The 23263-nt window shown below is 54.7% G+C and carries 27 protein-coding genes and 1 tRNA gene; 9 read left to right on the forward strand and 19 right to left on the reverse strand.

Annotation, left to right across the window (positions count from 1 at the left end):
* Positions 1–72: 72 nt before the first annotated feature.
* Positions 73–148: transfer RNA gene (locus tag AL479_RS12755), tRNA-Phe, on the reverse strand.
* Between the two features lie 105 nt (positions 149–253).
* Complete coding sequence (locus AL479_RS12760) at positions 254–961, reverse strand: DUF554 domain-containing protein (protein WP_061076316.1); 708 nt, start codon at positions 959–961, stop codon at positions 254–256.
* Between the two features lie 427 nt (positions 962–1388).
* On the opposite strand from AL479_RS12760, the gene AL479_RS12765 reads away from it, so the two are divergent.
* Entirely contained in the window at positions 1389–3524 is a 2136-nt protein-coding gene (locus AL479_RS12765) for an ornithine decarboxylase (protein ID WP_061076317.1), read from the forward strand.
* A 93-nt stretch (positions 3525–3617) separates the two neighbouring features.
* Here AL479_RS12765 and AL479_RS12770 read toward each other — a convergent pair whose 3' ends face one another.
* The 4 genes from AL479_RS12770 to mutY form a co-directional block, all read right to left on the reverse strand.
* The gene (locus tag AL479_RS12770) at positions 3618–4874 is read right to left on the reverse strand and encodes a nucleoside permease (RefSeq protein WP_061076318.1); all 1257 of its coding nucleotides are present in this window, start codon (positions 4872–4874) and stop codon (positions 3618–3620) included.
* 213 nt (positions 4875–5087) lie between these two features.
* The gene (mltC, locus tag AL479_RS12775) at positions 5088–6170 is read right to left on the reverse strand and encodes a membrane-bound lytic murein transglycosylase MltC (RefSeq protein ID WP_071887622.1); all 1083 of its coding nucleotides are present in this window, start codon (positions 6168–6170) and stop codon (positions 5088–5090) included.
* A 73-nt stretch (positions 6171–6243) separates the two neighbouring features.
* Entirely contained in the window at positions 6244–6519 is a 276-nt protein-coding gene (locus AL479_RS12780; protein WP_042998071.1) for an oxidative damage protection protein, read from the reverse strand.
* A gap of 27 nt (positions 6520–6546) precedes the next feature.
* Positions 6547–7599: an A/G-specific adenine glycosylase gene (gene mutY / locus AL479_RS12785; protein ID WP_061076320.1), complete on the reverse strand. Its 1053-nt coding sequence runs from the start codon at positions 7597–7599 to the stop codon at positions 6547–6549.
* Between the two features lie 162 nt (positions 7600–7761).
* Here mutY and trmB point away from each other — a divergent pair, with 162 nt between their 5' ends.
* The 4 genes from trmB to ansB all read left to right on the forward strand — a co-directional run bounded on the left by trmB (position 7762) and on the right by ansB (position 10815).
* Positions 7762–8481 (forward strand): tRNA (guanosine(46)-N7)-methyltransferase TrmB, encoded by a 720-nt coding sequence (trmB, locus tag AL479_RS12795; protein WP_061076321.1) that lies wholly within the window; start codon positions 7762–7764, stop codon positions 8479–8481.
* The gene (locus tag AL479_RS12800; protein ID WP_061076322.1) at positions 8481–8807 is read left to right on the forward strand and encodes a YggL family protein; all 327 of its coding nucleotides are present in this window, start codon (positions 8481–8483) and stop codon (positions 8805–8807) included. Before trmB ends, AL479_RS12800 begins: the two co-directional genes overlap by 1 nt.
* Positions 8808–8859: 52 nt before the next feature.
* Positions 8860–9579: a DUF2884 domain-containing protein gene (locus AL479_RS12805; protein WP_061076323.1), complete on the forward strand. Its 720-nt coding sequence runs from the start codon at positions 8860–8862 to the stop codon at positions 9577–9579.
* Between the two features lie 189 nt (positions 9580–9768).
* Complete coding sequence (gene ansB, locus AL479_RS12810; protein ID WP_061076324.1) at positions 9769–10815, forward strand: L-asparaginase 2; 1047 nt, start codon at positions 9769–9771, stop codon at positions 10813–10815.
* A gap of 118 nt (positions 10816–10933) precedes the next feature.
* Here ansB and hemW read toward each other — a convergent pair whose 3' ends face one another.
* Genes hemW through AL479_RS12835 form a run of 5 tightly spaced genes read right to left on the reverse strand, consistent with a single transcriptional unit; the run spans position 10934 to position 14240 of the window.
* Entirely contained in the window at positions 10934–12070 is a 1137-nt protein-coding gene (gene hemW, locus AL479_RS12815) for a radical SAM family heme chaperone HemW (RefSeq protein WP_061076325.1), read from the reverse strand.
* A complete protein-coding gene (locus tag AL479_RS12820; RefSeq protein WP_061076326.1) occupies positions 12063–12656 on the reverse strand; it encodes an XTP/dITP diphosphatase in 594 nt (197 codons plus the stop codon). The genes hemW and AL479_RS12820 overlap by 8 nt, the downstream gene beginning before the upstream one ends.
* Positions 12657–12663: 7 nt before the next feature.
* Positions 12664–12954: a DUF167 family protein YggU gene (gene yggU / locus AL479_RS12825; protein ID WP_044255664.1), complete on the reverse strand. Its 291-nt coding sequence runs from the start codon at positions 12952–12954 to the stop codon at positions 12664–12666.
* A complete protein-coding gene (locus AL479_RS12830; protein ID WP_042998061.1) occupies positions 12951–13517 on the reverse strand; it encodes a YggT family protein in 567 nt (188 codons plus the stop codon). Before AL479_RS12830 ends, yggU begins: the two co-directional genes overlap by 4 nt.
* Positions 13518–13535: 18 nt before the next feature.
* Positions 13536–14240: a YggS family pyridoxal phosphate-dependent enzyme gene (locus tag AL479_RS12835; RefSeq protein ID WP_061076327.1), complete on the reverse strand. Its 705-nt coding sequence runs from the start codon at positions 14238–14240 to the stop codon at positions 13536–13538.
* 17 nt (positions 14241–14257) lie between these two features.
* Here AL479_RS12835 and AL479_RS12840 point away from each other — a divergent pair, with 17 nt between their 5' ends.
* Positions 14258–15238, forward strand: a complete 981-nt coding sequence (locus AL479_RS12840; protein ID WP_061076328.1) for a type IV pilus twitching motility protein PilT — start codon at positions 14258–14260, stop codon at positions 15236–15238.
* 13 nt (positions 15239–15251) lie between these two features.
* Here the strand turns inward: AL479_RS12840 and ruvX are convergent, their stop codons facing one another.
* The 8 genes from ruvX to metK all read right to left on the reverse strand — a co-directional run bounded on the left by ruvX (position 15252) and on the right by metK (position 22471).
* Positions 15252–15668: a Holliday junction resolvase RuvX gene (gene ruvX / locus AL479_RS12845; protein ID WP_061077975.1), complete on the reverse strand. Its 417-nt coding sequence runs from the start codon at positions 15666–15668 to the stop codon at positions 15252–15254.
* Positions 15668–16231, reverse strand: coding sequence for a YqgE/AlgH family protein (locus AL479_RS12850; protein ID WP_061076329.1), 564 nt, complete (start codon positions 16229–16231; stop codon positions 15668–15670). Before AL479_RS12850 ends, ruvX begins: the two co-directional genes overlap by 1 nt.
* Positions 16232–16405: 174 nt before the next feature.
* Positions 16406–17353, reverse strand: a complete 948-nt coding sequence (gshB, locus tag AL479_RS12855; RefSeq protein WP_061076330.1) for a glutathione synthase — start codon at positions 17351–17353, stop codon at positions 16406–16408.
* A 12-nt stretch (positions 17354–17365) separates the two neighbouring features.
* Complete coding sequence (gene rsmE, locus AL479_RS12860) at positions 17366–18097, reverse strand: 16S rRNA (uracil(1498)-N(3))-methyltransferase (protein ID WP_061076331.1); 732 nt, start codon at positions 18095–18097, stop codon at positions 17366–17368.
* Positions 18098–18176: 79 nt separating this feature from the next.
* Positions 18177–18884 (reverse strand): deoxyribonuclease I, encoded by a 708-nt coding sequence (endA, locus tag AL479_RS12865; RefSeq protein ID WP_061076332.1) that lies wholly within the window; start codon positions 18882–18884, stop codon positions 18177–18179.
* A 91-nt stretch (positions 18885–18975) separates the two neighbouring features.
* Positions 18976–19476 carry a SprT family zinc-dependent metalloprotease gene (locus tag AL479_RS12870; protein WP_061076333.1) on the reverse strand — a complete coding sequence of 167 codons (501 nt, stop codon included), beginning with the start codon at positions 19474–19476 and terminating at the stop codon, positions 18976–18978.
* Positions 19477–19554: 78 nt separating this feature from the next.
* On the reverse strand, positions 19555–20949 hold the full coding sequence (gene galP, locus AL479_RS12875) for a galactose/proton symporter (RefSeq protein WP_042324088.1): 1395 nt from the start codon (positions 20947–20949) through the stop codon (positions 19555–19557).
* Positions 20950–21316: 367 nt separating this feature from the next.
* Positions 21317–22471, reverse strand: a complete 1155-nt coding sequence (gene metK / locus AL479_RS12880) for a methionine adenosyltransferase (protein ID WP_061076334.1) — start codon at positions 22469–22471, stop codon at positions 21317–21319.
* A 138-nt stretch (positions 22472–22609) separates the two neighbouring features.
* On the opposite strand from metK, the gene AL479_RS12885 reads away from it, so the two are divergent.
* The 3 genes from AL479_RS12885 to yqgB all read left to right on the forward strand — a co-directional run bounded on the left by AL479_RS12885 (position 22610) and on the right by yqgB (position 23257).
* Complete coding sequence (locus tag AL479_RS12885; RefSeq protein WP_081093728.1) at positions 22610–22834, forward strand: hypothetical protein; 225 nt, start codon at positions 22610–22612, stop codon at positions 22832–22834.
* Between the two features lie 54 nt (positions 22835–22888).
* Entirely contained in the window at positions 22889–23032 is a 144-nt protein-coding gene (locus AL479_RS24125; RefSeq protein WP_269467242.1) for a hypothetical protein, read from the forward strand.
* A gap of 93 nt (positions 23033–23125) precedes the next feature.
* A complete protein-coding gene (gene yqgB, locus AL479_RS12895) occupies positions 23126–23257 on the forward strand; it encodes an acid stress response protein YqgB (protein WP_043001726.1) in 132 nt (43 codons plus the stop codon).
* The last annotated feature ends 6 nt before the right edge of the window (positions 23258–23263 follow it).

The following is a 23263-nucleotide window of genomic DNA, read 5'->3' on the forward strand; positions in this document are numbered from 1 at the left end:
CTCCCCCCAGCTGATCTTTGCCGAAACCCCAAAAGCAAAAAACCAGCCTGTAGGCTGGTTTCTTTAAATAAGTGGTGCCCGGACTCGGAATCGAACCAAGGACACGGGGATTTTCAATCCCCTGCTCTACCGACTGAGCTATCCGGGCAACGGGGCGCATTAAAACCGATCCGCCTCGTTTCGTCAACGAAATTTCTTCAATTCAACGCAGACTGCACAATCTATCACCACTTTGCTGTTATTGCACGCATTCTCAAGCGAAATACGCGGTCCAGGCGGCGGAAAGCGGCATAGCGAGGAGCAGCGCCGGGAGCATATTGACCACGGCAAACATCTTAATCCCGCAGATACGTAAACCGGTGGCGACCAGCAATAATCCCCCGACCGAACTGAAATCGGCCATCATTGCGGGGGTGGTGAGCGGCAATATCAGCGCCGCGCAGGTTGCCAGTGAAAGCTGGATGAGCAGCATCGGAGCCGAGATAGCCGACACGGCGATACCCAGCGAGCAGGCGAAGATCATGGCGGTAAAGAAATCGAGGAAGGATTTAGCAATCAGGATGCTCGGATCGCCGGTCATTCCTTCGCGCATTGCCCCAAAAATCCCTGTACCGCTGGCGCAGAAAAGGACAATGATGGCGACATAATTCTGGATAAACGATTCATGGGGCGGCTTTTTACCCGATCGCATAAAGAGTGTCTGCGCTTTGGCGACGGCGGTGTTGATCCCCTTTTCCAGATAGCAAAACTCGCCAATTAACGCGCCGACCAGCGTTGCCAGCACCATAACCGGAAGATTGGCGCATTTGACCACCAGTAAGATACCAATGCCAAGCGACGCGAGACCGAAAATAGAGGTCATGGAGACACGAATCCGTTCCGGTAAACGTTGGCTAAGAAGGGCGCCAATAACACCACCCGCCAAAACGGCGCTGGCGTTAATAAAAGGTCCGATTACCACGTAAGCTCCTGCTAATTATTTTGTCAGATTGCATTATTATGACCTGATTCTCATTTACCGTGTTGTTTAACCGCAACAAGTGTGCATAAGAATTAAATCTTGCCCCCCCTGGTTAAAGGTGCCATGATTGCGCGAATTTTCTCCAGTCTGTTCGGGGCCGCATGGGATGAACGCAACACCTTCACATCGCCTTTCGCATCGCCGCTTAGCGCGATGGCTGCCTCTTCTCGTTATTCCTTCCCTCTTACTCACCATGCGGTGAGGGCAACGTATGCTCACTGCAGGACAACAGTAAAATCAGAAGCGGTCTGCTTTTACTGATGTCTGGCGGTCGGAGCTGGTGACCAGTTTGACCTAAACATCTCGTGGGGCAGGGCAATGCGCCTTGTCCGGGACTCTTATTCTCCCGAAACGGGTTTTTGCGCTTATGAAATCAATGAACATTGCCGCCAGTAGTGAACTGGTTTCTCGTTTATCTACTCATCGCGGCGTTGTGGCGCTGGACAGTACCGACTTTACTGATGTCGCTGCCGTCGTCATGACCGTTGCCGATAGCCGTAGCGGCATTCTTGCGCTACTCAAACGCACGGGCTTTCATCTGCCGGTCTTTATTCTCACCGAAGAGAACATCGCTCTACCCGCAGGCGCGACGGCTGTTATTCGCGGCAATGCGCAGGAGTGGCTGGAGCTGGAATCTGCCGCCTGCCTGTATGAGGAAGACCTTCTGCCGCCGTTTTACGACACGCTAACGCAGTATGTGGAAATGAAAAACAGCACGTTCGCCTGCCCGGGACATCAGCACGGCGCGTTCTTTAAAAAGCATCCCGCCGGACGTCATTTCTATGACTTTTTTGGCGAAAATGTTTTTCGTGCCGACATGTGCAATGCCGACGTGAAATTGGGGGATTTGCTGATTCATGAGGGGTCAGCCAAACATGCGCAGAAGTTTGCCGCCAAAGTCTTCCACGCCGATAAAACCTATTTCGTTCTGAACGGCACGTCAGCGGCGAATAAAGTGGTCACCAATGCGCTGCTGACGCGGGGCGATCTGGTGTTGTTCGATCGCAACAACCACAAATCGAATCACCACGGCGCGCTGATTCAGGCGGGAGCCACTCCGGTGTATCTGGAGGCTGCCCGTAATCCGTTTGGTTTTATCGGCGGGATCGATGAACACTGCTTTGATGAAGCGTATCTGCGCGAACAGATCCGCGACGTAGCAGCCGAAAAGGCGCAATTGCCGCGCCCCTTCCGGCTGGCAATCATCCAGTTGGGAACCTACGATGGCACGATCTACAACGCCCGTCAGGTGATCGACAAAATCGGTCATCTTTGTGACTACATCCTGTTTGATTCAGCCTGGGTCGGCTATGAGCAGTTTATCCCGATGATGGCCGACGGCTCGCCGCTGCTGCTGGAGCTCAACGAAAACGATCCGGGTATTTTCGTCACCCAGTCGGTGCATAAACAGCAGGCCGGGTTCTCGCAGACCTCGCAGATCCACAAGAAAGATAACCATATTCGTGGTCAGGCGCGTTTCTGTCCGCATAAGCGGCTGAACAACGCGTTCATGCTGCACGCTTCAACCAGCCCGTTCTACCCGCTGTTTGCCGCGCTGGACGTCAATGCCAAAATCCACGAAGGGGAGAGTGGTCGACGCCTGTGGGCAGAGTGCGTGACGCTGGGGATCGAGGCGCGTAAGGCGATCCTGACCCATTGTAAGCTGCTTGCGCCGTTCATTCCGCCGGTTGTGGATGGTAAGGCGTGGCAGTCGTATCCCACCGAGGTGATTGCCCGCGAGCGGCGGTTCTTCAGCTTTGCGCCGGGCGCGAAATGGCACGGCTTCGAAGGGTATGCCGACGATCAGTATTTTGTCGATCCGTGCAAGCTGCTGCTCACCACGCCGGGTATTGATGCGCAGACCGGGCGTTATACCGATTTTGGTATTCCGGCCACCATTCTGGCCCACTACCTGCGTGAAAACGGTATTGTGCCGGAGAAGTGCGATCTCAACTCTATTTTGTTCCTGCTGACGCCCGCCGAGAGTCCGGAAAAGATGGCGCATCTGGCGGCGATGCTGGCGCAGTTCGAGCAGCATATCGAAGACGACACGCCGCTTGCGCAGGTGCTCCCGACTATCTTCAATAAATATCCGGTGCGCTATCGCGACTACACCCTGCGCGAACTGTGTCAGGAGATGCACGATCTGTACGTCAGTTTTGACGTGAAGGATCTGCAAAAAGCGATGTTCCGTCAGGAGAGTTTCCCGACGGTGGCGCTGAACCCACAGGATGCCCACCGCGCCTTTATCCGTGGTGATGTTGAACTGGTGCGCATTCGTGATGCCGAAGGCCGTATCGCCGCGGAAGGCGCGCTACCGTACCCTCCTGGCGTACTGTGCGTGGTGCCGGGCGAAGTCTGGGGCGGTGCGGTGCAGCGTTATTTCCTGGCGCTGGAAGAAGGGGTCAATATGCTGCCGGGCTTCTCTCCGGAGTTGCAGGGCGTTTACAGTGAAACCGACGCCGATGGCATTAAGCGGTTGTACGGGTATGTTTTGAAGTAACCGAAGGAGAATGCCGGATAGCGCTTGCGCTTATCCGGCCTGGTGTTCGATGTGCCGGATAAGACGCGAAAGCGTCACCATCCGGCAGAGAGATTAATGTGCGACGGTCTGCGTGCCGGTCGGGACGCGAACGTGCTTGTACTTAAACAGCGCCACGAAGGCAAAGGCCAGAACCAGTGAGTAGCCGGCAAAAATCAGCCACACGGTCTGCCAGTCGGTAATGCCGTTCAGGGTGTAATGCTCCACCACTTTCCCGCTTACCACGCCGCCGAGGATACAGCCGAAGCCGTTGGTCATCATCAGGAACATGCCCTGCGCACTGGCGCGGATTTCCGGGCGAACTTCTTTCTCAACGAACACCGAACCGGAGATGTTGAAGAAGTCGAAGGCGCAGCCGTAAACAATCATCGACAGAACCAGCAGCACGGTACCAAACGGGCTCGGGTCGCCGTAGGCGAACAGGCCGAAGCGCAACATCCACGCCACGATACTGATCAGCATGACGTTCTTGATCCCGTAACGGCTGAGGAAGAACGGAATGGTCAGGATGAACAGGGTTTCGGAGATCTGCGAGATCGACATCATCACTGACGCGTGCTCAACGATAAAGCTTCCGGAGAACAGCGGGTTGTTGTCGAAGCTGTGCAGGAAGGTGTTCCCGAACATGTTGGTAATTTGCAGTTCTGCGCCGAGCATCATCGAGAAGATGAAGAAGATCGCCATGCGCTTGTTTTTAAACAGTGCGAAGGCATCCAGACCCAGCATAGAAGTCCAGCTTTGATTCTTCTGCTGATTCGCCACCGGAATGTGCGGCAGGGTCAACGTAAACACCACCAGTACCACAGAGAGCGCCGCGCCAATATACAGCTGCATATGGCTCAGTTCGAAACCGGAGAAGCTCACGGCCCACATGGCGGCGATGAAACCGATGGTGCCCCAGATACGAATCGGCGGGAAGTCGGTAACAATGTCCATACCGGCGTTCTGCAAGCGGTAATAGGAAATGGTGTTGATCAGCCCAAGCGTTGGCATATATGCCAGCGAGTTAAGCAGGATCACAAAGAACATCGCTCCCGGCGTGGTGACTTCGGCGGCGATGAACAGTGTCACCGCACCCACCACGTGACAGATGGCGTAGACCCACTTCGCACTGAGCCATTTGTCCGCCACGATCCCCAAAAGGGTCGGCATCAGAACCGCCGCGATCCCCAGCGAGCTGTAGACAGCACCAATAGAAGCACCGTCAAATTTGAGGGTGACAAACATATAGGAGCCGAGGGTGGTCAGCCAACTTCCCCACAGGCAGAACTGCAGAAAGGAGAGTATTTTCAGCTGCAGCTTAAGATTCATGTTAATTTCCTCACACAGGAAGGCGAATGGATGTTTCGATTGGCACAAATGCCGTGACTGTATGATGTGATTCTATCAACGACGATGGGTGATTTTTTGTTACCTGTGACAAATAATTGCAAAACAATACCTTTTTGCAATGCGAAAGGGTGATGGTTATCACGCTTTTGGATCGCCCGCTCGCCGTTTTACCGGGAGCGGGGAAGAGAAGGATCAGTTCCGTCGATAGGTTTTTTGCGCGGAATTGACTTTATACAGGTAGCGGCGTGACTCAGAAGAGGGGTGACGCGTGGTTAACGTCTGGTACACATCCCCTGGCGTCATGCTGTTGATGATATTCGCGGCCTGCACTTTATCACTGGAGAAGACGCGCAGTACGCTGCCCGCCCCGCCATTGTAAGCGGTAATCACCGCATAGCGCCGCGAGGTAGGGTTATCGATTCCGCCCAGATAGACATTATTGAGCATCGCCAGATATGCGGTACCAGTATCAATGTTGCTGGCCGGATCGAACAATTCACTGCGACTCGGCGTACCGGAACGGCCCTGCGAGCGATAAACGTCTTTCCCGGCGGTATGCTGAACCACCTGCATCAGACCCAGCGCATCGGAACGGCTCACCGCGTACGGGTTGAAGGACGACTCCGTCTGCATAATCGCCAGAATCAGCGACTCATCAATGCCATATTTATGGGAAGCCTTGCGCACCATGCCGAGGTATTTATGCGCACGTTTATCCAGGTGATTCGGCACCAGGTTAATCGTCACGCTGAAAATCATGCGGATCCCGTTGCTGCGACTTTTCATCCGCGTTTGCAGCAGGTAATCGGCGAAGTTCGTCGCCCGGCCTTCCCAGCGGATTGGTTGTCCGGTGTGATCGAGCACCTGGCCGTACAGGAACGGCTCTCGGGAGATCTGAATGTCATCGACGTCAGAGTAGAGGTCGACGGAGGTGGGATCGTCACCCATCAGCAGCGTTTTAATGATGGCGCGACGCAAGTGTGCTGCAGGTTCCGTCCCGGCGATGGTCTCAACGGTAATGGTCCCGTCGTCAAAGTTGATATGGCTGCGGGTCTGGTACTGATCGGTATACTTCACGTAGTCCTTCGGACCGGCGATCAGCACTTCCTGATAGCCCCACAGATTTTCAATGTTGTGGGCAAACTGCCCCATCAGAATGTCAAAACCGTTGGTATCCTTGACCCAGGCTTCATTATAAGAATCGCCTTTTTTGGTCGAGCTGGAACAGGAGATAAGCAACGGTGCAATAACGGCAAGCGCGAGAAATTTTTTCATCATTCCGGGAGTGCGTGTTGTGTTTGTCGTTGTGCGGTGTTGCCGGACAGCGTTGAACCATCCGGCAACGTGCTTATTTTTTATCTTCCGGCGTATAACCTTCGATATGCACGTCTTTACCTTCAAACAGGAAGTTGATCATCTCCTGCTCCAGCAGTTTGCGATGCTCGACGTTCATCATATTGAGTTTCTTTTCGTTGATAAGCATGGTCTGCTTGTGCTGCCACTGCGCCCACGCTTCTTTTGAAATCTCGTTATAAATGCGTTTCCCCAGTTCGCCCGGGTACAGCTGGAAATCCTGTCCTTCTGCTTCACGCTGCAGGAAAGTGCAAAAAATCGTTCTGCTCATAACTCATCCTCTTCATCGTCCGGTGCGTTAAACGGGGGCACCGGTACGTAACTGCTGTAATAAACGCTCCACCGGAGCCGCCAGGCCAACAGATGGCGGTTGCGCTAAGTTATACCAGAGCGCGTTGCCTTCATCCATGCATGAACCGCATGAAGACACAGTAAGCCACATAGGCACAATATCCAGATGGAAATGGCTGAACGTATGGCGAAACGCGTTAAGTTGGGTCAAATTATCAGCGTTCACATGCCGTTGCGCCAGCCATTCCCGTAATTCCTCTTCACTGGCAAACTGCGGAAAACAGAATAACCCGCCCCACAATCCGCTTGGCGGGCGCTGTGCCAGTAAAACGTCGTCCTGATGTTGCAGCAGCAGAAAATAGCCTGTCCGCTCAGGCAGCGTCTGTTTCGGTTTCTTGCCGGGGTAAAGTGACCAGCTGTCATTCGCACAGGCGACACAACCGTTCTGCAACGGGCACAGCGAGCATTTCGGTTTTGAGCGCGTACACACCATCGCGCCTAAATCCATCATCGCCTGGTTAAAACGCTCCACACCTTTCACCGGCGTAACGTGCTCGCTCAGATCCCAGAGCTTTTTCTCAACCTCTTTTTTACCCGGCCAGCCGCTAACAGCATAGCAGCGCGCCAGCACGCGTTTAACGTTGCCATCAAGAATCGGAAAAGGTTTACCCAGCGAGAGTGACAGTACGGCGCCGGCGGTTGAACGCCCGACGCCGGGGAGCGCCGCCACGTCTTCAAAAGTTTCCGGGAACACGCCGTTATGCCGTGTGGCGACCTGTTGCGCCGCCTTGTGCAGATTGCGCGCCCGGGCGTAGTAACCGAGCCCCGTCCACAGGTGGAGCACTTCGTCCAGCGGCGCGTTGGCGAGATCGGTCACCGTCGGGAAATGGGCCATAAACCGTTCAAAGTAAGGAATGACCGTCGTCACCTGGGTCTGTTGCAGCATCACTTCTGAGAGCCATACTTTGTAAGGCGTCTTATCAATTTGCCAGGGCAGGGTTTTTCGCCCGTATTTATCGTACCAGTCCAGAACCTGGGCTGAAAATTGAGACGCTTGCATGGTCACCGAATTCATTATGGTTGGGGGCAAGATTGCAGCACAGAGGCAACAGGGTGTAAACCGGAACTTTCCGCAGCGTGAGCGCTTCCTTTACTTGCATCCGGCAACTAACTTTGGATAATGCCCGTTTTCAGACCTTAATCACAAGCAGACTTAACTTTTATGAAAAACGACGTCATCTCACCGGAATTTGATGAAAACGGCCGTCCACTGCGCCGGATTCGTAGTTTTGTTCGTCGCCAGGGGCGACTGACCAAAGGGCAGGAGCACGCGCTGGAAAACTACTGGCCGGTGATGGGCGTTGAATTCAGCGAAGAGCCGGTGGATTTCGCGACGTTGTTTGGCCGTGAAGCGCCGGTCACGCTGGAGATTGGCTTCGGTATGGGCGCTTCTCTGGTGGCGATGGCGAAAGCGCGTCCGGAGCAAAATTTCCTCGGTATTGAAGTTCACTCACCAGGCGTGGGCGCATGTCTGGCGTCGGCGCATGAAGAGGGCGTTGAGAACCTGCGCGTGATGTGTCATGACGCGGTCGAAGTACTGCATAAAATGATTCCTGACAATTCTTTAACGATGGTTCAGCTCTTTTTCCCTGACCCGTGGCACAAAGCACGTCATAATAAACGCCGTATCGTTCAGGTACCGTTTGCCGAGCTGGTCAAAAGCAAACTGAAACTGGGCGGCGTGTTCCACATGGCGACTGACTGGGAAGCCTATGCAGAGCACATGCTTGAAGTGATGTCCTCCATTGACGGGTATAAAAACCTGTCGGAGAGTAACGATTACGTACCGCGCCCACCATCGCGCCCGGTAACCAAATTTGAACAACGTGGCCATCGTCTTGGTCACGGCGTATGGGACTTAATGTTCGAGAGGGTGAAATAATGGCAAAGAACCGTAGCCGTCGTCTGCGTAAAAAAATGCACATCGACGAATTCCAGGAATTAGGATTTTCGGTGGCATGGCGTTTCCCGGAAGGCACATCTGAAGAGCAGGTTGATAAAATTGTTGATGACTTTATCAATGACGTTATTGAACCGAACAAACTGGCCTTTGACGGCAGCGGTTATCTGGCCTGGGAAGGTCTGATCTGCATGCAGGAAATCGGCAAATGCACTGAAGAGCATCAGGCGATTGTGCGTAAGTGGCTGGAAGAACACAAACTTGAAGAAGTGCGTACCAGCGAACTTTTCGACGTTTGGTGGGACTAACTACGCATACGGGGCCAGCATTTGCTGGCCCGATTTGTCTTGAGGGAAAGTTATGATGCGCAAAACGCTGCTGGCGGCAGCCCTTTCTGTAACGGCGATGGCCGCTCATGCAGACTACCAGTGCAGCGTCACGCCGCGTGACGATGTGATTCTGAGCCCGCAAACGGTGCAGGTGAAGGGTGAAAACGGCAACCTGGTGATCACGCCGGACGGCAATGTGATATACAACGGTAAGCAGTACACGCTGAGCGCCGCACAGCGCGAGCAGGCGAAAGATTACCAGGCCGAACTGCGCAGCGCGCTGCCGTGGATTGATGAAGGTGCCAGAAATCGTGTCGAAAAAGGGCGCGTGGCACTGGATAAAATTATCGCCAAAGAAGTGGGCGAGAGCAGCAACATGCGGGGTCGTCTGACGAAGCTGGATGCTCAGTTGAAAGAGCAGATGAACCGGATTATCGAGCATCGCACTGACGGCCTGACGTTCCACTACAAGGCTATCGATCAGGTCCGTGCCGACGGTCAGCAACTGGTGAACCAGGCGATGGGCGGCATTTTGCAGGACAGCATCAACGAAATGGGTGCAAAAGCCGTCCTGAAAGGCGGCGGTAACCCGCTGCAGGGCGTACTGGGCAGTCTTGGCGGACTACAGACATCGATTCAGGACGAATGGAAGAAGCAGGAAAAAGATTTCCAGCAGTTCGGTAAAGACGTGTGCAGTCGCGTGGTGACGCTGGAAGATAACCGCAAGGCGCTGGTCAGCACCCTTAAATAAACTTTTCATATAAAACAATGGCACAGATCGCCTCTGTGCCATTTTCTTTTGCCTTTCCACCTCGTTTTGATATCCACCTCTAAATTTAACAATCTGATAGATACATTTGTCTGGTTAATTGGATGAAATCACATTATTCATCTCTGGCATTGGGATAATGCGGCAAATTCACGTAACTGGAGAAATAACATGGAGTTTTTCAGGAAAACGGCACTGGCTGCACTGGTTATGGGCTTCAGCGGCGCGGCGCTCGCCTTACCAAACGTCACTATTTTAGCGACGGGCGGGACGATTGCCGGTGGCGGTGACTCCGCAACCAAATCCAACTATACGGCGGGTAAGGTTGGCGTAGAGAATCTGGTCAGAGCCGTTCCTCAACTTAAGGATATTGCTAACGTTAAGGGCGAACAGGTTGTCAATATTGGTTCACAGGATATGAACGACGACGTCTGGTTAACTCTGGCGAAGAAGATCAATACTGAGTGTGACAGCACCGACGGTTTCGTGATTACGCACGGTACTGACACGATGGAAGAGACGGCTTACTTCCTCGATCTGACCGTGAAATGCAACAAGCCGGTGGTACTGGTTGGGGCGATGCGTCCGTCCACCGGGATGAGCGCGGACGGTCCGTTCAACCTCTACAACGCCGTTGTAACGGCAGCGGATAAAGCCTCTGCCAATCGTGGCGTGCTGGTGGTGATGAACGACACCGTGCTTGACGGTCGTGACGTAACCAAGACCAATACCACGGATGTGGCGACCTTCAAATCCGTAAACTACGGACCGCTGGGCTACATTCATAACGGCAAAATCGACTACCAGCGTACGCCTGCGCGTAAGCACACCACCTCCACGCCTTTCGACGTTTCTAAGCTGAATGAACTGCCGAAGGTGGGTATCGTCTATAACTACGCGAATGCTTCAGATCTGCCGGCAAAAGCGCTGGTGGATGCAGGTTATGATGGGATTGTGAGCGCTGGTGTGGGTAACGGCAACCTGTACAAAACGGTCTTCGATACGCTGGCAACCGCGGCGCATAAAGGGACGGTTGTAGTGCGTTCTTCCCGCGTACCGACCGGTTCAACCACGCAGGATGCTGAAATTGATGATGCGAAGTACGGTTTCGTTGCCTCTGGTTCCCTGAACCCACAGAAGGCACGCGTGCTGCTGCAACTGGCGTTGACCCAGACCAAAGATCCGAAACAGATCCAGACGATGTTTAATCAGTATTAATCGCTGAAGACGGCTGCGTCCAGGCCTGTTCCAGGCAGGATAAGGCGCAGCCGCCATCCGGCAAATTGCCTGATGGCGCCACGCTTATCAGGCCTACGTTCACTACATCGTTACCGTATTACTCCGCCAGAAACAGCTCCAGCAGCGAATTCAAAAACAGCTTGCCGTGCCGGGTGATCTGCCAGTACGTCTCGCACTCGGTCAGATACCCCTGGGCAATGGCCTCATCAAGCGGCTGACGAATCACCGTCTCCGACAATCCCGTATACTGCGTAAATTCAGCTCGCGGCGCTGCTTCCAGCAGACGGAATCGGTTCATGAAAAATTCAAACGGTTTATCGACCTGCTCCACATCACGCTGGCTTTCCAGATAACGCCCTTGCATATAGCCACGCGGATGGCGCGTTTTGGTGGTGCGCAGAATGCGGCCATCGGGGAACGTGACCTTACCGTGCGCGCCGCAGCCAATGCCCAGATAATCGCCAAAGCGCCAGTAGTTCAGGTTGTGCTGACACTGATAGCCCGGTCTGGCATAGGCTGAGGTTTCATACTGCTGATAACCTGCGGCGGTTAACAGCTGGTGGCCCTGCTCGAAGATATCCCACAGCGCATCATCGTCCGGTAACACTGGCGGGCGAGAACCAAACAGCGTATTCGGTTCAATCGTCAGCTGATACCACGAGAGATGCGGCGGATTCAGCGCAATCGCCTGGCGCAGGTCATCCAGCGCGTCGTCCAGCGACTGATCCGGCAGGCCGTGCATTAAATCGAGGTTAAAGCTGCGCAAGCCTAAGCCGCTGGCGAGATTCGCCGCGCGGCAGGCCTCCTGCGGGCCGTGAATGCGTCCCAGACGCTTCAGTTTGGGTTCGCTAAAGCTCTGCACGCCGATAGAGATACGGTTCACCCCGGCATGCTGATAATCGACAAAGCGATCGGCTTCGACCGTGCCCGGATTCGCTTCCATCGTAATTTCCGCATCCGCTGACAGATTCAGGCGCGCACGCACGCCATCGAGCAGCGTTTGCATCGCCGGGCCGGAAAGCAGGCTCGGCGTACCGCCACCGATGAAAATCGTCTTCACTTCACGGCCCTGCGCATACGCAACGTCCGCGTCGAGATCGCTCAGCAAATGCCGGACGTAATCATCGTGCGGGACTTCACCTTTTAACGCATGCGAGTTGAAATCGCAGTATGGGCATTTCTGCACGCACCACGGAATGTGAATGTAAAGACTCAACGGCGGCAACTTAACCATTACGTAAGGCTTCCAGCAGCAGCTTCAGCGCTTGCCCGCGGTGAGAAATCGCGCTTTTCTCTTCACGCGTCAGTTCGGCGGCGGTTTTGCCTTCCGAAGGCACGAAGAAGATCGGGTCATAGCCAAAGCCGCCGTTGCCTGCTGCCGTACGCGCAATCACGCCTGGCCAACTGCCATGGCACACCAGCGGTGTAGGATCGTCAGCATGACGCAGATAAACCAGCACGCAGTGGAAACGCGCCTGACGCTGTTCGTCCGGCACATCCTTCAGGGTATGCAGCAGCTTTTCCAGGTTCTGTTGGTCGCTTGCGTCTTCACCGGCATAGCGCGCGGAGTAGATCCCCGGCGCGCCGCCCAGCACGTCAACGGCCAGACCTGAGTCGTCGGCAATCGCCGGTAAACCGGTGATTTGTGCGGCATGGCGCGCTTTCAGGATCGCGTTTTCAATAAAGGTTAGCCCGGTCTCTTCGGCAGAATCGACGCCGAGATCCGTTTGCGCTACCACATCAAGCCCGAAATCGCTGAGCAGCGACGCGAGCTCACGCACTTTACCGGCATTGCCGGTTGCGAGGACGACTTTTTGCATAGGATACCTAATCAGTTAATGCCGCGACTTCTGGCGGGATCTGTTGCGGATGAATGATTTTAACCTGTTTATGGCGGCCAAGTTCACCCTTTTCAATGACAACCTGGCTCTTTGCCACGCGGAACTGCTTACCGAGAAACTTCACCAGATGACTGTTCGCCTGGCCATCTACCGGCGGGGCGGTAATGGCGACTTTCAGTTCGTCGCCATGTAAACCGACAATGCTGTCGCGACTGGCTTTCGGCTGAATATAGAGCCGTAAAACCAGTCCGTCATCGCAGCGGGTTACGGCACTCATAGCGCCATCCACAGCCCCGGCAGCAGCATATTACCGGTTGCCTGCAGAACCTCGCCAATCCCCATGTTGATCACATACAACAGCAGGACGAGAATCATTGGCGAGAAATCGATGCCGCCCATACCCGGAAGAATGCGACGAATCGGGCGCAACAGCGGATCGGCCAGTTGAATCAGCACATACTCAATCGGGCTACGGCCCTGGCTTACCCAGCTCATGATGGCCATCACCAGCAGCACCCAGAAGATCAACAGGCCGATGGTTTTGAGCACGATCAGCACGGCGGCGATCCAGACGATCGGCAGGAACGTCACCACTTTAAACAGCACTATCGCTTTGATAAAGCTGAGGATAAACGCAACCAGCAGCGATGCGCTGTCGACCGGTCCCATCGGGGGAATAATACGGCGCAGCGGCCCAATAATCGGTTGCGTCACTTTCACCACAAACTGGGAGAAAGGGTTATAAAAGTCACAGCGAGCCCATTGCATCCACACGCGCAATAACAGCACCATGGTGTACAGCTCAATTACCGTTGAGAGCAAGAAGGTCAACGTATTCATGGCGTTCCTCAGATTTCCTTAATTTTTTGTGTAATCACGTGCACCAAAAATGGCGGTGCCGATACGTACCATCGTGCTACCCGCCGCAATGGCGGCTTCCATATCATCCGACATACCCAGCGACAGGGTATCGACGTCAGGATAGCGCGTTTTCAGCCCGGCAAATGCTACAGCCATTTGGCGGGCAACTTCAAACTGCCTTACATAATCTGACTCAGGAGCAGGGATCGCCATCAGACCACGCAGACGAAGATTCGGTAATTCGACGACCTCTGCGGCAAGCGCGTCCAGTTCCTCCAGCGGAATGCCGGACTTGCTGTTTTCATCGCTGATGTTGATTTGAATCAGTACGTTCAGCGGTCCCAGTTCTGCCGGACGCTGTTCGCTCAGCCGGGTAGCAATGCGCAGGCGGTCGAGGGTATGGCACCAGTCAAAGTGCTCGGCCACCAGACGGCTTTTATTGGACTGTAACGGGCCGATAAAGTGCCATTGCAGGCCGGCAATGCCTTTCTCGCGAAAGTGGCGAATTTTCTCCACCCCTTCCTGCACGTAATTTTCACCAAAGGCCAACTGACCGGCGGCGATGGCTTCTTCGATGGCGCTCGCAGGTTTAGTTTTACTCACTGCAAGTAACGTAACTTCTTCTGAAGCGCGCCCGCAACGCGATGCGGCGGCTGAGATTTTGTCCCGGACCTGTGCCAGGTTATGCGCGATATCGTTCATTTTCCGAGGATCTGTATATGAATATGGAAGAAATTGTGGCCCTTAGTGTAAAGCATAACGTCTCGGATCTACACCTAAGCAATGCGTGGCCTGCGCGCTGGCGCAAACGGGGGGGCATGGAGCGTGCGCCCTTCACCGTAGCCGACATCACCGGACTGCTGGCGGACTGGCTGGATGAGGGGCAGCAGGCGGCGTTACGGCAAAACGGGCAACTGGATTTCGCCGTTTCGCTTGGGGATAACCAGCGCCTGCGGGCCAGCGCCTTTCACCAGCGGCAGGGGACGTCGCTGGCGCTGCGGCTGCTGCCGACGCAGTGCCCGACGCTGGAAACGCTGGGGACGCCATCCGTACTGCCCGAACTGCTCCGCAGCGAGAATGGCTTGATTCTGGTGACGGGGGCGACGGGCAGCGGAAAATCAACCACCCTGGCGGCGATGGTCGCGTGGCTGAATCAGCATATCGATGGACATATTTTGACGCTGGAAGATCCCATCGAGTATGTCTACGCCAGCCAGCGCTGCCTGATTCAGCAGCGTGAAGTGGGACTGCACTGCACCTCATTTGCCGCCGGATTACGCGCGGCGCTGCGTGAAGATCCGGATGTGATTCTGCTGGGAGAGTTACGCGACAGCGAGACCATTCGTCTGGCGCTAACGGCGGCGGAAACGGGGCATCTGGTGCTGGCGACGCTGCATACGCGCGGTGCCGCGCAGGCAATCGAGCGACTGATTGATTCTTTTCCGGCGCAGGAAAAAGACCCGGTGCGCAGCCAACTGGCAGGCAGTCTGCGCGCCGTGCTGTCGCAGAAACTGGAGTCCGACAAGCAGGAGGGGCGCGTTGCGCTGTATGAACTGCTGATCAACACCCCGGCGGCGGGGAATTTGATTCGGGAAGGGAAGTCCCATCAGTTACCCCATGTCATTCAGACCGGGCAGCAGATGGGGATGATGACCTTTGCCCAAAGCCTGCAACAGCGACAGGCGCAAGGGCGGCTTTAAAAAACGGATGAGATCAGTAGCCCTGCTCGAAGTAACTTTCGAGAATGATGACGGCGGAAGCGGAATCGATCTTACCTTTATTCAGCGCGCGATAGCCGCCCTGTTCGAACAGGCCGGAGCGTGCCTCGACGGTGCTGAGTCGCTCATCGTGTAAGGTGACCGTAACGCCGAAACGCCCGTGAATGCGGTTGGCGAACTTGCGCGCGCGCGCGGTGAGCGGTTGCTCGGTGCCGTCCATATTCAGCGGCAGGCCAACGATGATCTCATCCGGTTGCCACTCTTTGAGCAGACGTTCGATCAGGTTCCAGTCCGGCGTACCGTCCTGCGCTTTAATGGCAGGCAGGGCGCGCGCTGTGCCGGTTACCCGCTGACCAATCGCCACGCCGATACTTTTGGTGCCAAAATCAAAGGCCAGTAATGTTCCGCTCATCATGCATGCCCCGCCACGCCGGGCATCGTCAGGATGTCGATGCCGATTAGTCGGGCGGCTTCACGCCAGCGATCGGCAATCGGGGTTTTAAACAGGATATTGAGATCGGCGGGGGCGGTCAGCCAGGCGTTGTCCAGCAGTTCTTGTTCAAGCTGTCCTTTCTCCCAGGAGGAGTAACCGAGCGCGACCAGCACTTCGGCAGGTTGTTCGCTCGTGCCTAAGGTTTCGAGCACGTCGCGGGACGTGGTGATGACGGTGTTATCCGAGATGCGGATACTGGAGGCAAAACGCGACGGCGGCGTGTGCAGAATAAACCCGCGATCTTCCGCTAGCGGGCCGCCAAGCATCACTGCTTTATCCAGACGGATCGCCGGATCGCGCGGTTCTGGCGCGATTTTTAGTTTTTCCAGAATCCCTTCAATCTGGAGATTTTCCAGAGGCTTATTCACAATAATCCCCATTGCGCCATCTTCGTTATGTTCGCAAATGTACACCACTGAACGGCGGAAAATCGGATCCTGGAGAGCAGGCATGGCAATAAGAAAGTGATGCTGTAAATTCATTGTCAGAGGTTCTGTTTCCTGGTTCAAAAAAGCAACAGGGGTCAGTATGTGGGTAAAGCGCACGGATGTCACTACTGTAGGCCGGATAAGACGCCTGTGTCGCCCTCCGGCATCGGTGTCTTAATGCCTGATGGCGCTACGCTTATCAGGCCTACAATGCTGGTTCATGGCTGATTATTTTTGCAAACGTGCTTCGATTGCGTCCATCAGCATCCCGGTGATGGAGACCGGGAATTCGGCTTCAATCTCGCGGATGCAGGTCGGGCTGGTGACGTTAATCTCGGTCAGGCGATCGCCAATGATATCCAGACCGACAAAAATCAGGCCTTTGGCTTTCAGCGTCGGCCCGATACGGCGCGCAATTTCCCAGTCGCTCTCGGTTAACGGACGCGGTTCGCCGCGACCGCCTGCGGCCAGGTTGCCACGGGTTTCGCCGCCCTGCGGAATGCGCGCCAGGCAGTACGGAACCGGCTCGCCATCGACGACCAGCACGCGTTTGTCGCCATCTTTAATGGCTGGCAAATAGTTCTGCGCCATGCAGTAGCGGGTACCATGCTCGGTCAGGGTTTCCGTAATCACGCCGAGGTTCGGGTCGCCTTCTTTAACACGGAAGATCGACGCGCCGCCCATGCCGTCCAGCGGCTTGAGAATAATATCGTTGTGCTTCTGCCAGAACGCCTTCAGTTGCTCTTTGTTGCGAGTGACCAGCGTTTCCGGCGTCAGGTCAGAGAACCAGGCGGTGAACAGCTTTTCGTTACAGTCACGCAGGCTCTGCGGCTTGTTGACGATAAGCGTCCCTTTTTCTTCCGCGCGTTCCAGAATATAGGTGGCGTAAATGAACTCGGTATCAAACGGCGGATCTTTACGCATCAGAATGACGTCGAGGGCGTCCAGCGGCAGATCCTGTTCGCCGGTAAACTCATACCACTTGTCGTAGTTCTGCTCGACGCTCAGGGTACGCGTGCGGGCACGGGCTTCACCGTTGATCAGATAAAGATCGGCCATCTCCATATAATGAAGTTCGTAACCACGACGTTGCGCTTCCAGCAGCATAGCGAAGCTGGAATCTTTTTTGATATTGATGCTTGCGATGGGGTCCATCACGATGCCGAGCTTGATCATTATTCTTCTCCGTTAGCCCAGATCGCCAAATCGCACCTGAAGCGCGGTAATGGCGGTGAGCGCAGTTGTCTCAGTACGCAGAACGCGAGGTCCTAACAGAATATCAGTAAACTGATAGCGTGCGGTCATGGCAATTTCCTCTGCCGACAGCCCACCTTCCGGGCCAATCAACAGACGAACGCGCTCAACCGGCAACGGCAATGTGTTGATGCTGTCGCTGGCGCGGGGATGGAGGTTCAGCTTCAACCCTTCGTCCTCTTCCGCACACCAGGCTTCCAGATCCATGGCCGGGCGAATTTCCGGTACCCGGTTGCGACCACACTGTTCGCAGGCGGCAATGGCGATTTTCTGCCACTGCTGGAGCTTCTTGTTCAGACGTTCACTGTCCAGTTTAACGCCGCAGCGTTCAGAAAAAAGTGGCGTAATGAGGCTTACACCCAGTTCGATCGATTTCTGGATAGTGAACTCCATCTTCTCACCGCGCGACATGACCTGGCCAAGATGGATATGTAGCGGCGATTCACGATCGTCAATCTCGCCATGCAGCACCTTTACGTCCACGCTTTTCTTGCTGGCGCGGGTGATTTCAGCGGCGAAAACCTGATTGCTGCCATCAAACAGCTGCAGTTCCTGACCCGGCCCCATCCGCAGAACGCGTCCGATATGGTTGGCGGCATCTTCGCACAGGGAAATCTGGCTGCCAGCGGTGATGGGCTCTGGGTGATAAATGCGGGGAATGCGCATAGTTAAAAATCCGCGTCATCTCCCCACGCAGGCTCGCCGCGCGGGGTAAGGGGTTAATCAAATATCCCGCTAGTGTAGGTTAGCTCTTTTGCGCCTGGCAAGCGCGTTGCACGTAAGGGTTATGGTTTCCCTGAATCTTCGCGATCCGCTCGTCGCGCTCGCACTCCCAGTCGGTGACCGGATACCGCGTGTTCCAGGCGTTGAAAAGCTGGGTTTGCTGGCGGGATAGCGTCAGGTTGTACTGGTCGCGCATATAAAAGTAGGTCCGCGCAATCGCGCCGCGCGCGCGGGCGGGTGGTTCGGCGATCTTTTCTTTGAAATCGACCTTCATGGCGCATTGTCCGTACTGACCTTCGCCGCCGTTCCACTGGCTGTACATGAAGTTACCGCGATCGCCATTCACCTCACCGACGGCGGGTTGCAGGTTGTGCATGTCGCTTTCCATTTTGCGATAGACCGGATCTTTGGCGCAGTTTTTCCGTCCGCCGTCCTGCCAGCACTGGCGCTGATGGCCAAACTGCCATGCCGGAACCACGTGTTCCCATTCGATTCGGCTGGCGCGATTCTCGTTCTTTCGCACCTTGTAGCCGCAGGAGTCGAGATCGACGACCCCCTTCTTGCCCTGCCAGTTGATTTTGCATCCGCAATAGAAGTCGCCAGGGACATCGGCGTTAACCTTGACGCCTGCGGTCTTTGCCTGTGAAAAACTGTTAATGCCAGCGGCCAACGTCTGGCCTGAAAGGGCTACCGTAAAAAGAGCGGCAGCGAAAGAAAGAGGACGGTACATCATGAACTCCGTATCAAAGCGAGCCCGCAACGTAACGAAAGTTGATGCGTGATGCAATCAGCCAGATCAGGAAAGTTCCTGATAGTTCTGACTATTTAAGCGGCACTAAGGGTTCGCCGCAGTGAACGCAGCGATAGGTGGCTTCGCCGCGCACAACGCGATTATGGCGACGGATGGTCAGTTGATGCTCCTGACACTGGCAGCGGTATGGGAACGTGTTGCGGCGTACTGATTGCAGTTCGAACTGATGCGTGCGGCGTGCGGGAACACCGAGCACGCTTTCCATCATCCACTTCCACTCTTTACCGTGCGGCGCAACCCGACCAAATCGCTTCCACACCAGTAAATGCGCCAGTTCATGCGGCACCACTTCGTTGATAAACGCCTCGACGTTTTCCATCAACAGCACCGGATTAAGGCGAATTTCGTAACTCTCCAGCCAGGCGGTGCCGGCAGAGGTGCCACGTTGCTGATACACCAGCTTTGGTTCGGGATAGCTGCGTCCGAGCTTCAGGTTAGCCTGAGCGAGATTTTCCCGCAGGCTGCGCATAACGGCTTGCTGGACGGCGATAGGGAGACGGGCGGTTTTCATAACGGCAGAGAATAGTGCGACAGGGACGGGACTGCAAGAGGAAGGCGTCCTCCCGCGGGGGAGGACGCAAAGGGCGGATTAATCGTGCGCGCCGATTTCGCGCAGCTTACGACCTTTCATCAGGTTACGTTCGATGTGTTCCAGCGAGACGTGTTTGGTTTCCGGAACCAGCCACAGCGTCAGCAGGATAAACAGGACATTCAGACCCGCATAGACCCAGAAGGTATTCGCGTTACCGAGGTTTTGCAGCATGGTCAGGAACGTTGCGCCGACAATCATGTTGGCAATCCAGTTGGTGGCGGTAGAGCAGGTGATGCCGAAATCGCGGCCTTTCAGCGGCTGGATTTCAGAACACAGCACCCAAATCAGCGGACCGGCGCTCATGGCGAAACCAATGATGAACATCAACAGCATTGCGATAGCAAAGTACTGCGCGGACGGCGAGTGGATGCCAACATGCATCATCGTTCCGAGGATCCCCATTCCGGCCGCCATCACCAGGAAGCCCAGCGTCAGCGTCGGTTTACGACCCCAGCGGTCAACCAGACCGATAGCGATAAAGGTGGCCAGTACGTTGGTCAGACCGACAATCACGGTGCCCCACATCTGCTCAGAGGTGTTGGTGTAACCCGCCATTTCAAAGATTTTTGGTGCGTAATACATGATGACGTTCATCCCGGTGAACTGCTGCATCACCTGCAACAGCACGCCAAGGAACACCGCGCGACGGAAGTTGCTGTTCTCTTTGAACAACGCCCAACCGCTCTGTTTCACCTGCAGGCTTTCGCGGATCTCATCCAGCTCGCGTTTGGCTTCTGCGCTGGTATCACGCAGACGTAACAGCACACGTTCGGCATCGACAAAGCGACGTTTCGCCGCAAACCAGCGCGGGCTGTCCGGCAGGAAGAAAACGCCGATCAGCAGCAGAATCGCCGGGATGATAATCACGCCCAGCATCCAGCGCCATGCGCCGCTGTAGCTGAAGGCGGTATCCGACAGATAGGCACCGAGGATCCCGATGGTGATCATCAACTGGTACATGGAGATCATGCTGCCGCGAATTTTTTCCGGCGCGATCTCAGACAGATACAGCGGGGCGGTGTACGAGGCCACGCCGACGGCCAGACCCAGCAGTACGCGGGAAAGGATCAGCACTTCAACGTTCGGCGCCGCAGCGGAGAACAGAGAACCGGCGACAAACAGGATCGCGCCGATCATCAGGCTTTTCTTGCGCCCGAGTTTGAAAGAGAGCCAGCCGCTGCCGACCGCACCGACGGCTGCGCCGAACATCATGGAGCTGACGACCCACTCCTGAGTGTGTGCGGAGATCTGGAATTCATCCGTGATAAACGGTAATGCGCCAGCGATAACGCCGATATCCAGGCCAAAAAGTAATCCTGCCAGGGCTGCAAGGAAGCAGACAAAAAATGTCATCGCCTTATTGGAACGCCCCTGTTTTTTATTGTCAGGCATTATGCCCTCCGGTTGGGTTATCAGTTTTGTTGATAATTAGGGTAGGTGAGTACACCGCAAAAATATGTGATTGCTATCACGTAAGTGTAATCGGTTACACTAACCGTTCATCATGGTTTAAATTAACAAGTTGAAAATTATAGATTAATTAAACTGAGGTGTATCACGTTTGCTCAGATTTAAGACTTAGCTGAAATAAAATGTAACAGCAGAGAAAGCCAGAACATGCAAAGTGATTATTCTGAAACTGGTGCTTTCACTCCATGGTGTAAGCGGTTTCAATTAATGGCGTACGGAAGAATCTCAGGCGGGGCGTAAATAAAAAAGGCCAGCGCGAGGCTGGCCTTAAGTCACGGATGTCGGTCGCTTATTTCAGGCCGGCAGCCTCACGCAGTACTTGCGCTTTGTCGGTTTTTTCCCACGGGAAATGTTCGCGACCAAAGTGACCGTACGCGGCGGTCTCTTTGTAGATCGGGTGCAGCAGATCCAGCATCTGAATCAGACCGTACGGACGCAGATCGAAGAACTCGCGAACCAGCAGCGTCAGTTGCTCAGCAGGCACTTTCTCGGTACCGAAGGTTTCCACCATGATGGAAGTCGGTTCAGCCACGCCGATTGCGTAGGAAACCTGAATTTCACAACGGTCAGCCAGGCCTGCGGCAACGATGTTTTTCGCGACATAACGTCCTGCGTAAGCCGCAGAACGGTCCACTTTCGATGGATCTTTACCGGAGAATGCGCCGCCGCCGTGACGCGCCATGCCGCCGTAGGTATCAACGATGATCTTACGACCGGTCAGACCGCAGTCACCCATTGGGCCGCCGATAACAAAACGGCCGGTCGGGTTGATGAAGAATTTGGTGGCAGAGTTCAGCCATTCGGTCGGCAGAACCGGCTTGATGATCTCTTCCATCACTGCGTCTTTCAGTGTCGTCTGATCGATATCTTCCGCATGCTGGGTGGAGAGCACCACGGCGTCGATGCCGACAATTTTGCCGTCGTCGTACTGGAAGGTCACCTGGCTTTTCGCATCCGGGCGCAGCCACGGCAGGGTACCATTTTTACGCACTTCAGCCTGACGCTGCACCAGACGGTGTGCGTAGGTGATCGGCGCAGGCATCAGCACGTCGGTTTCGTTGGTGGCATAGCCAAACATCAGGCCCTGGTCGCCAGCGCCCTGTTCCAGCGGATCGGCACGGTCAACGCCCTGGTTGATATCCGGGGACTGTTTACCAATTGCGCTCAGGACAGCACACGAGTTGGCATCAAAGCCCATGTCGGAATGCACATAGCCAATCTCGCGCACGGTATTACGTGTGATCTCTTCGATATCGACCCAGGCGCTGGTGGTGATTTCACCGCCAACTAAAACCATGCCGGTTTTCACGTAGGTCTCACACGCGACGCGCGCTTTCGGATCCTGTTCCAGGATAGCATCCAGCACGGCATCAGAGATTTGGTCTGCGATTTTGTCAGGATGCCCTTCTGATACGGACTCGGACGTAAAAAGGTGTTTTGCCATGTTTTATTTCACCTAAGGAGAATTTGGTTAGCTCAAACTGTTGTGCGGAAAAGCCAAAGCAGAAGATTCTACCAAGGCCTGCAGGTTAGTGACACTGGCAGTCTGAGTGTTAATCAGTATGGATGGATTAACATCTGGATGGCTATTTTAGGTCACTTCTTCACCCGATTTCCAGTATTTTTTGAATCAGCTCTCACTGTGTTGAAAACCCGGGTGGAAATTTTTGCAGACACTGCTGGCAATGTGCGCATTTATGTTTTGCTTTTTGGCGTCCATCCCGGTATAAAACGCGGCGCGCGGCTCTTACAAAAAGCGCACGACGTTTTCGTCGTGTCGCCACTTCCAGCCGGGTTAAAACGTTAGCTTTGGCTTGTGGGTGCGTTCCTGATGGAGCGACCATGGAGGTGATAAGAGATAATGAACCGTTGTATTCTGCTGAATCTGGCGCACCGTTCTGGTGTGCTTATGTTCCCCACAATTTGCATCTCTGCTTTGCATACCTGCCGATGTTATACCCATCTCGGCGCTTCTCAGGACTCCAGAGCCGGTAACTGGCACTAAGGACTGAACAAGGGCGCTCTTGTGGAAACAAGAGTTTTCTCGTGGTTTCGCCGAACCGTCATACGTAAGTTCGGTTACGTGTTTTACAATGATATGAAAAAGAAACCGGTCGCGCAGGCGGAGTACCAGCACTTTCTGCTGGAAAATCCGACTGTTTATGGGTTGTTATCGCCTCTTCGGATTGCGATAGTAGTCAACTGTTTTACACTTGTTAATAAAATTTGAGGTTCG

Origin of the sequence: Citrobacter amalonaticus, assembly GCF_001559075.2 — a bacterium.
GTDB classification, from domain to species: domain Bacteria; phylum Pseudomonadota; class Gammaproteobacteria; order Enterobacterales; family Enterobacteriaceae; genus Citrobacter_A; species Citrobacter_A amalonaticus_F.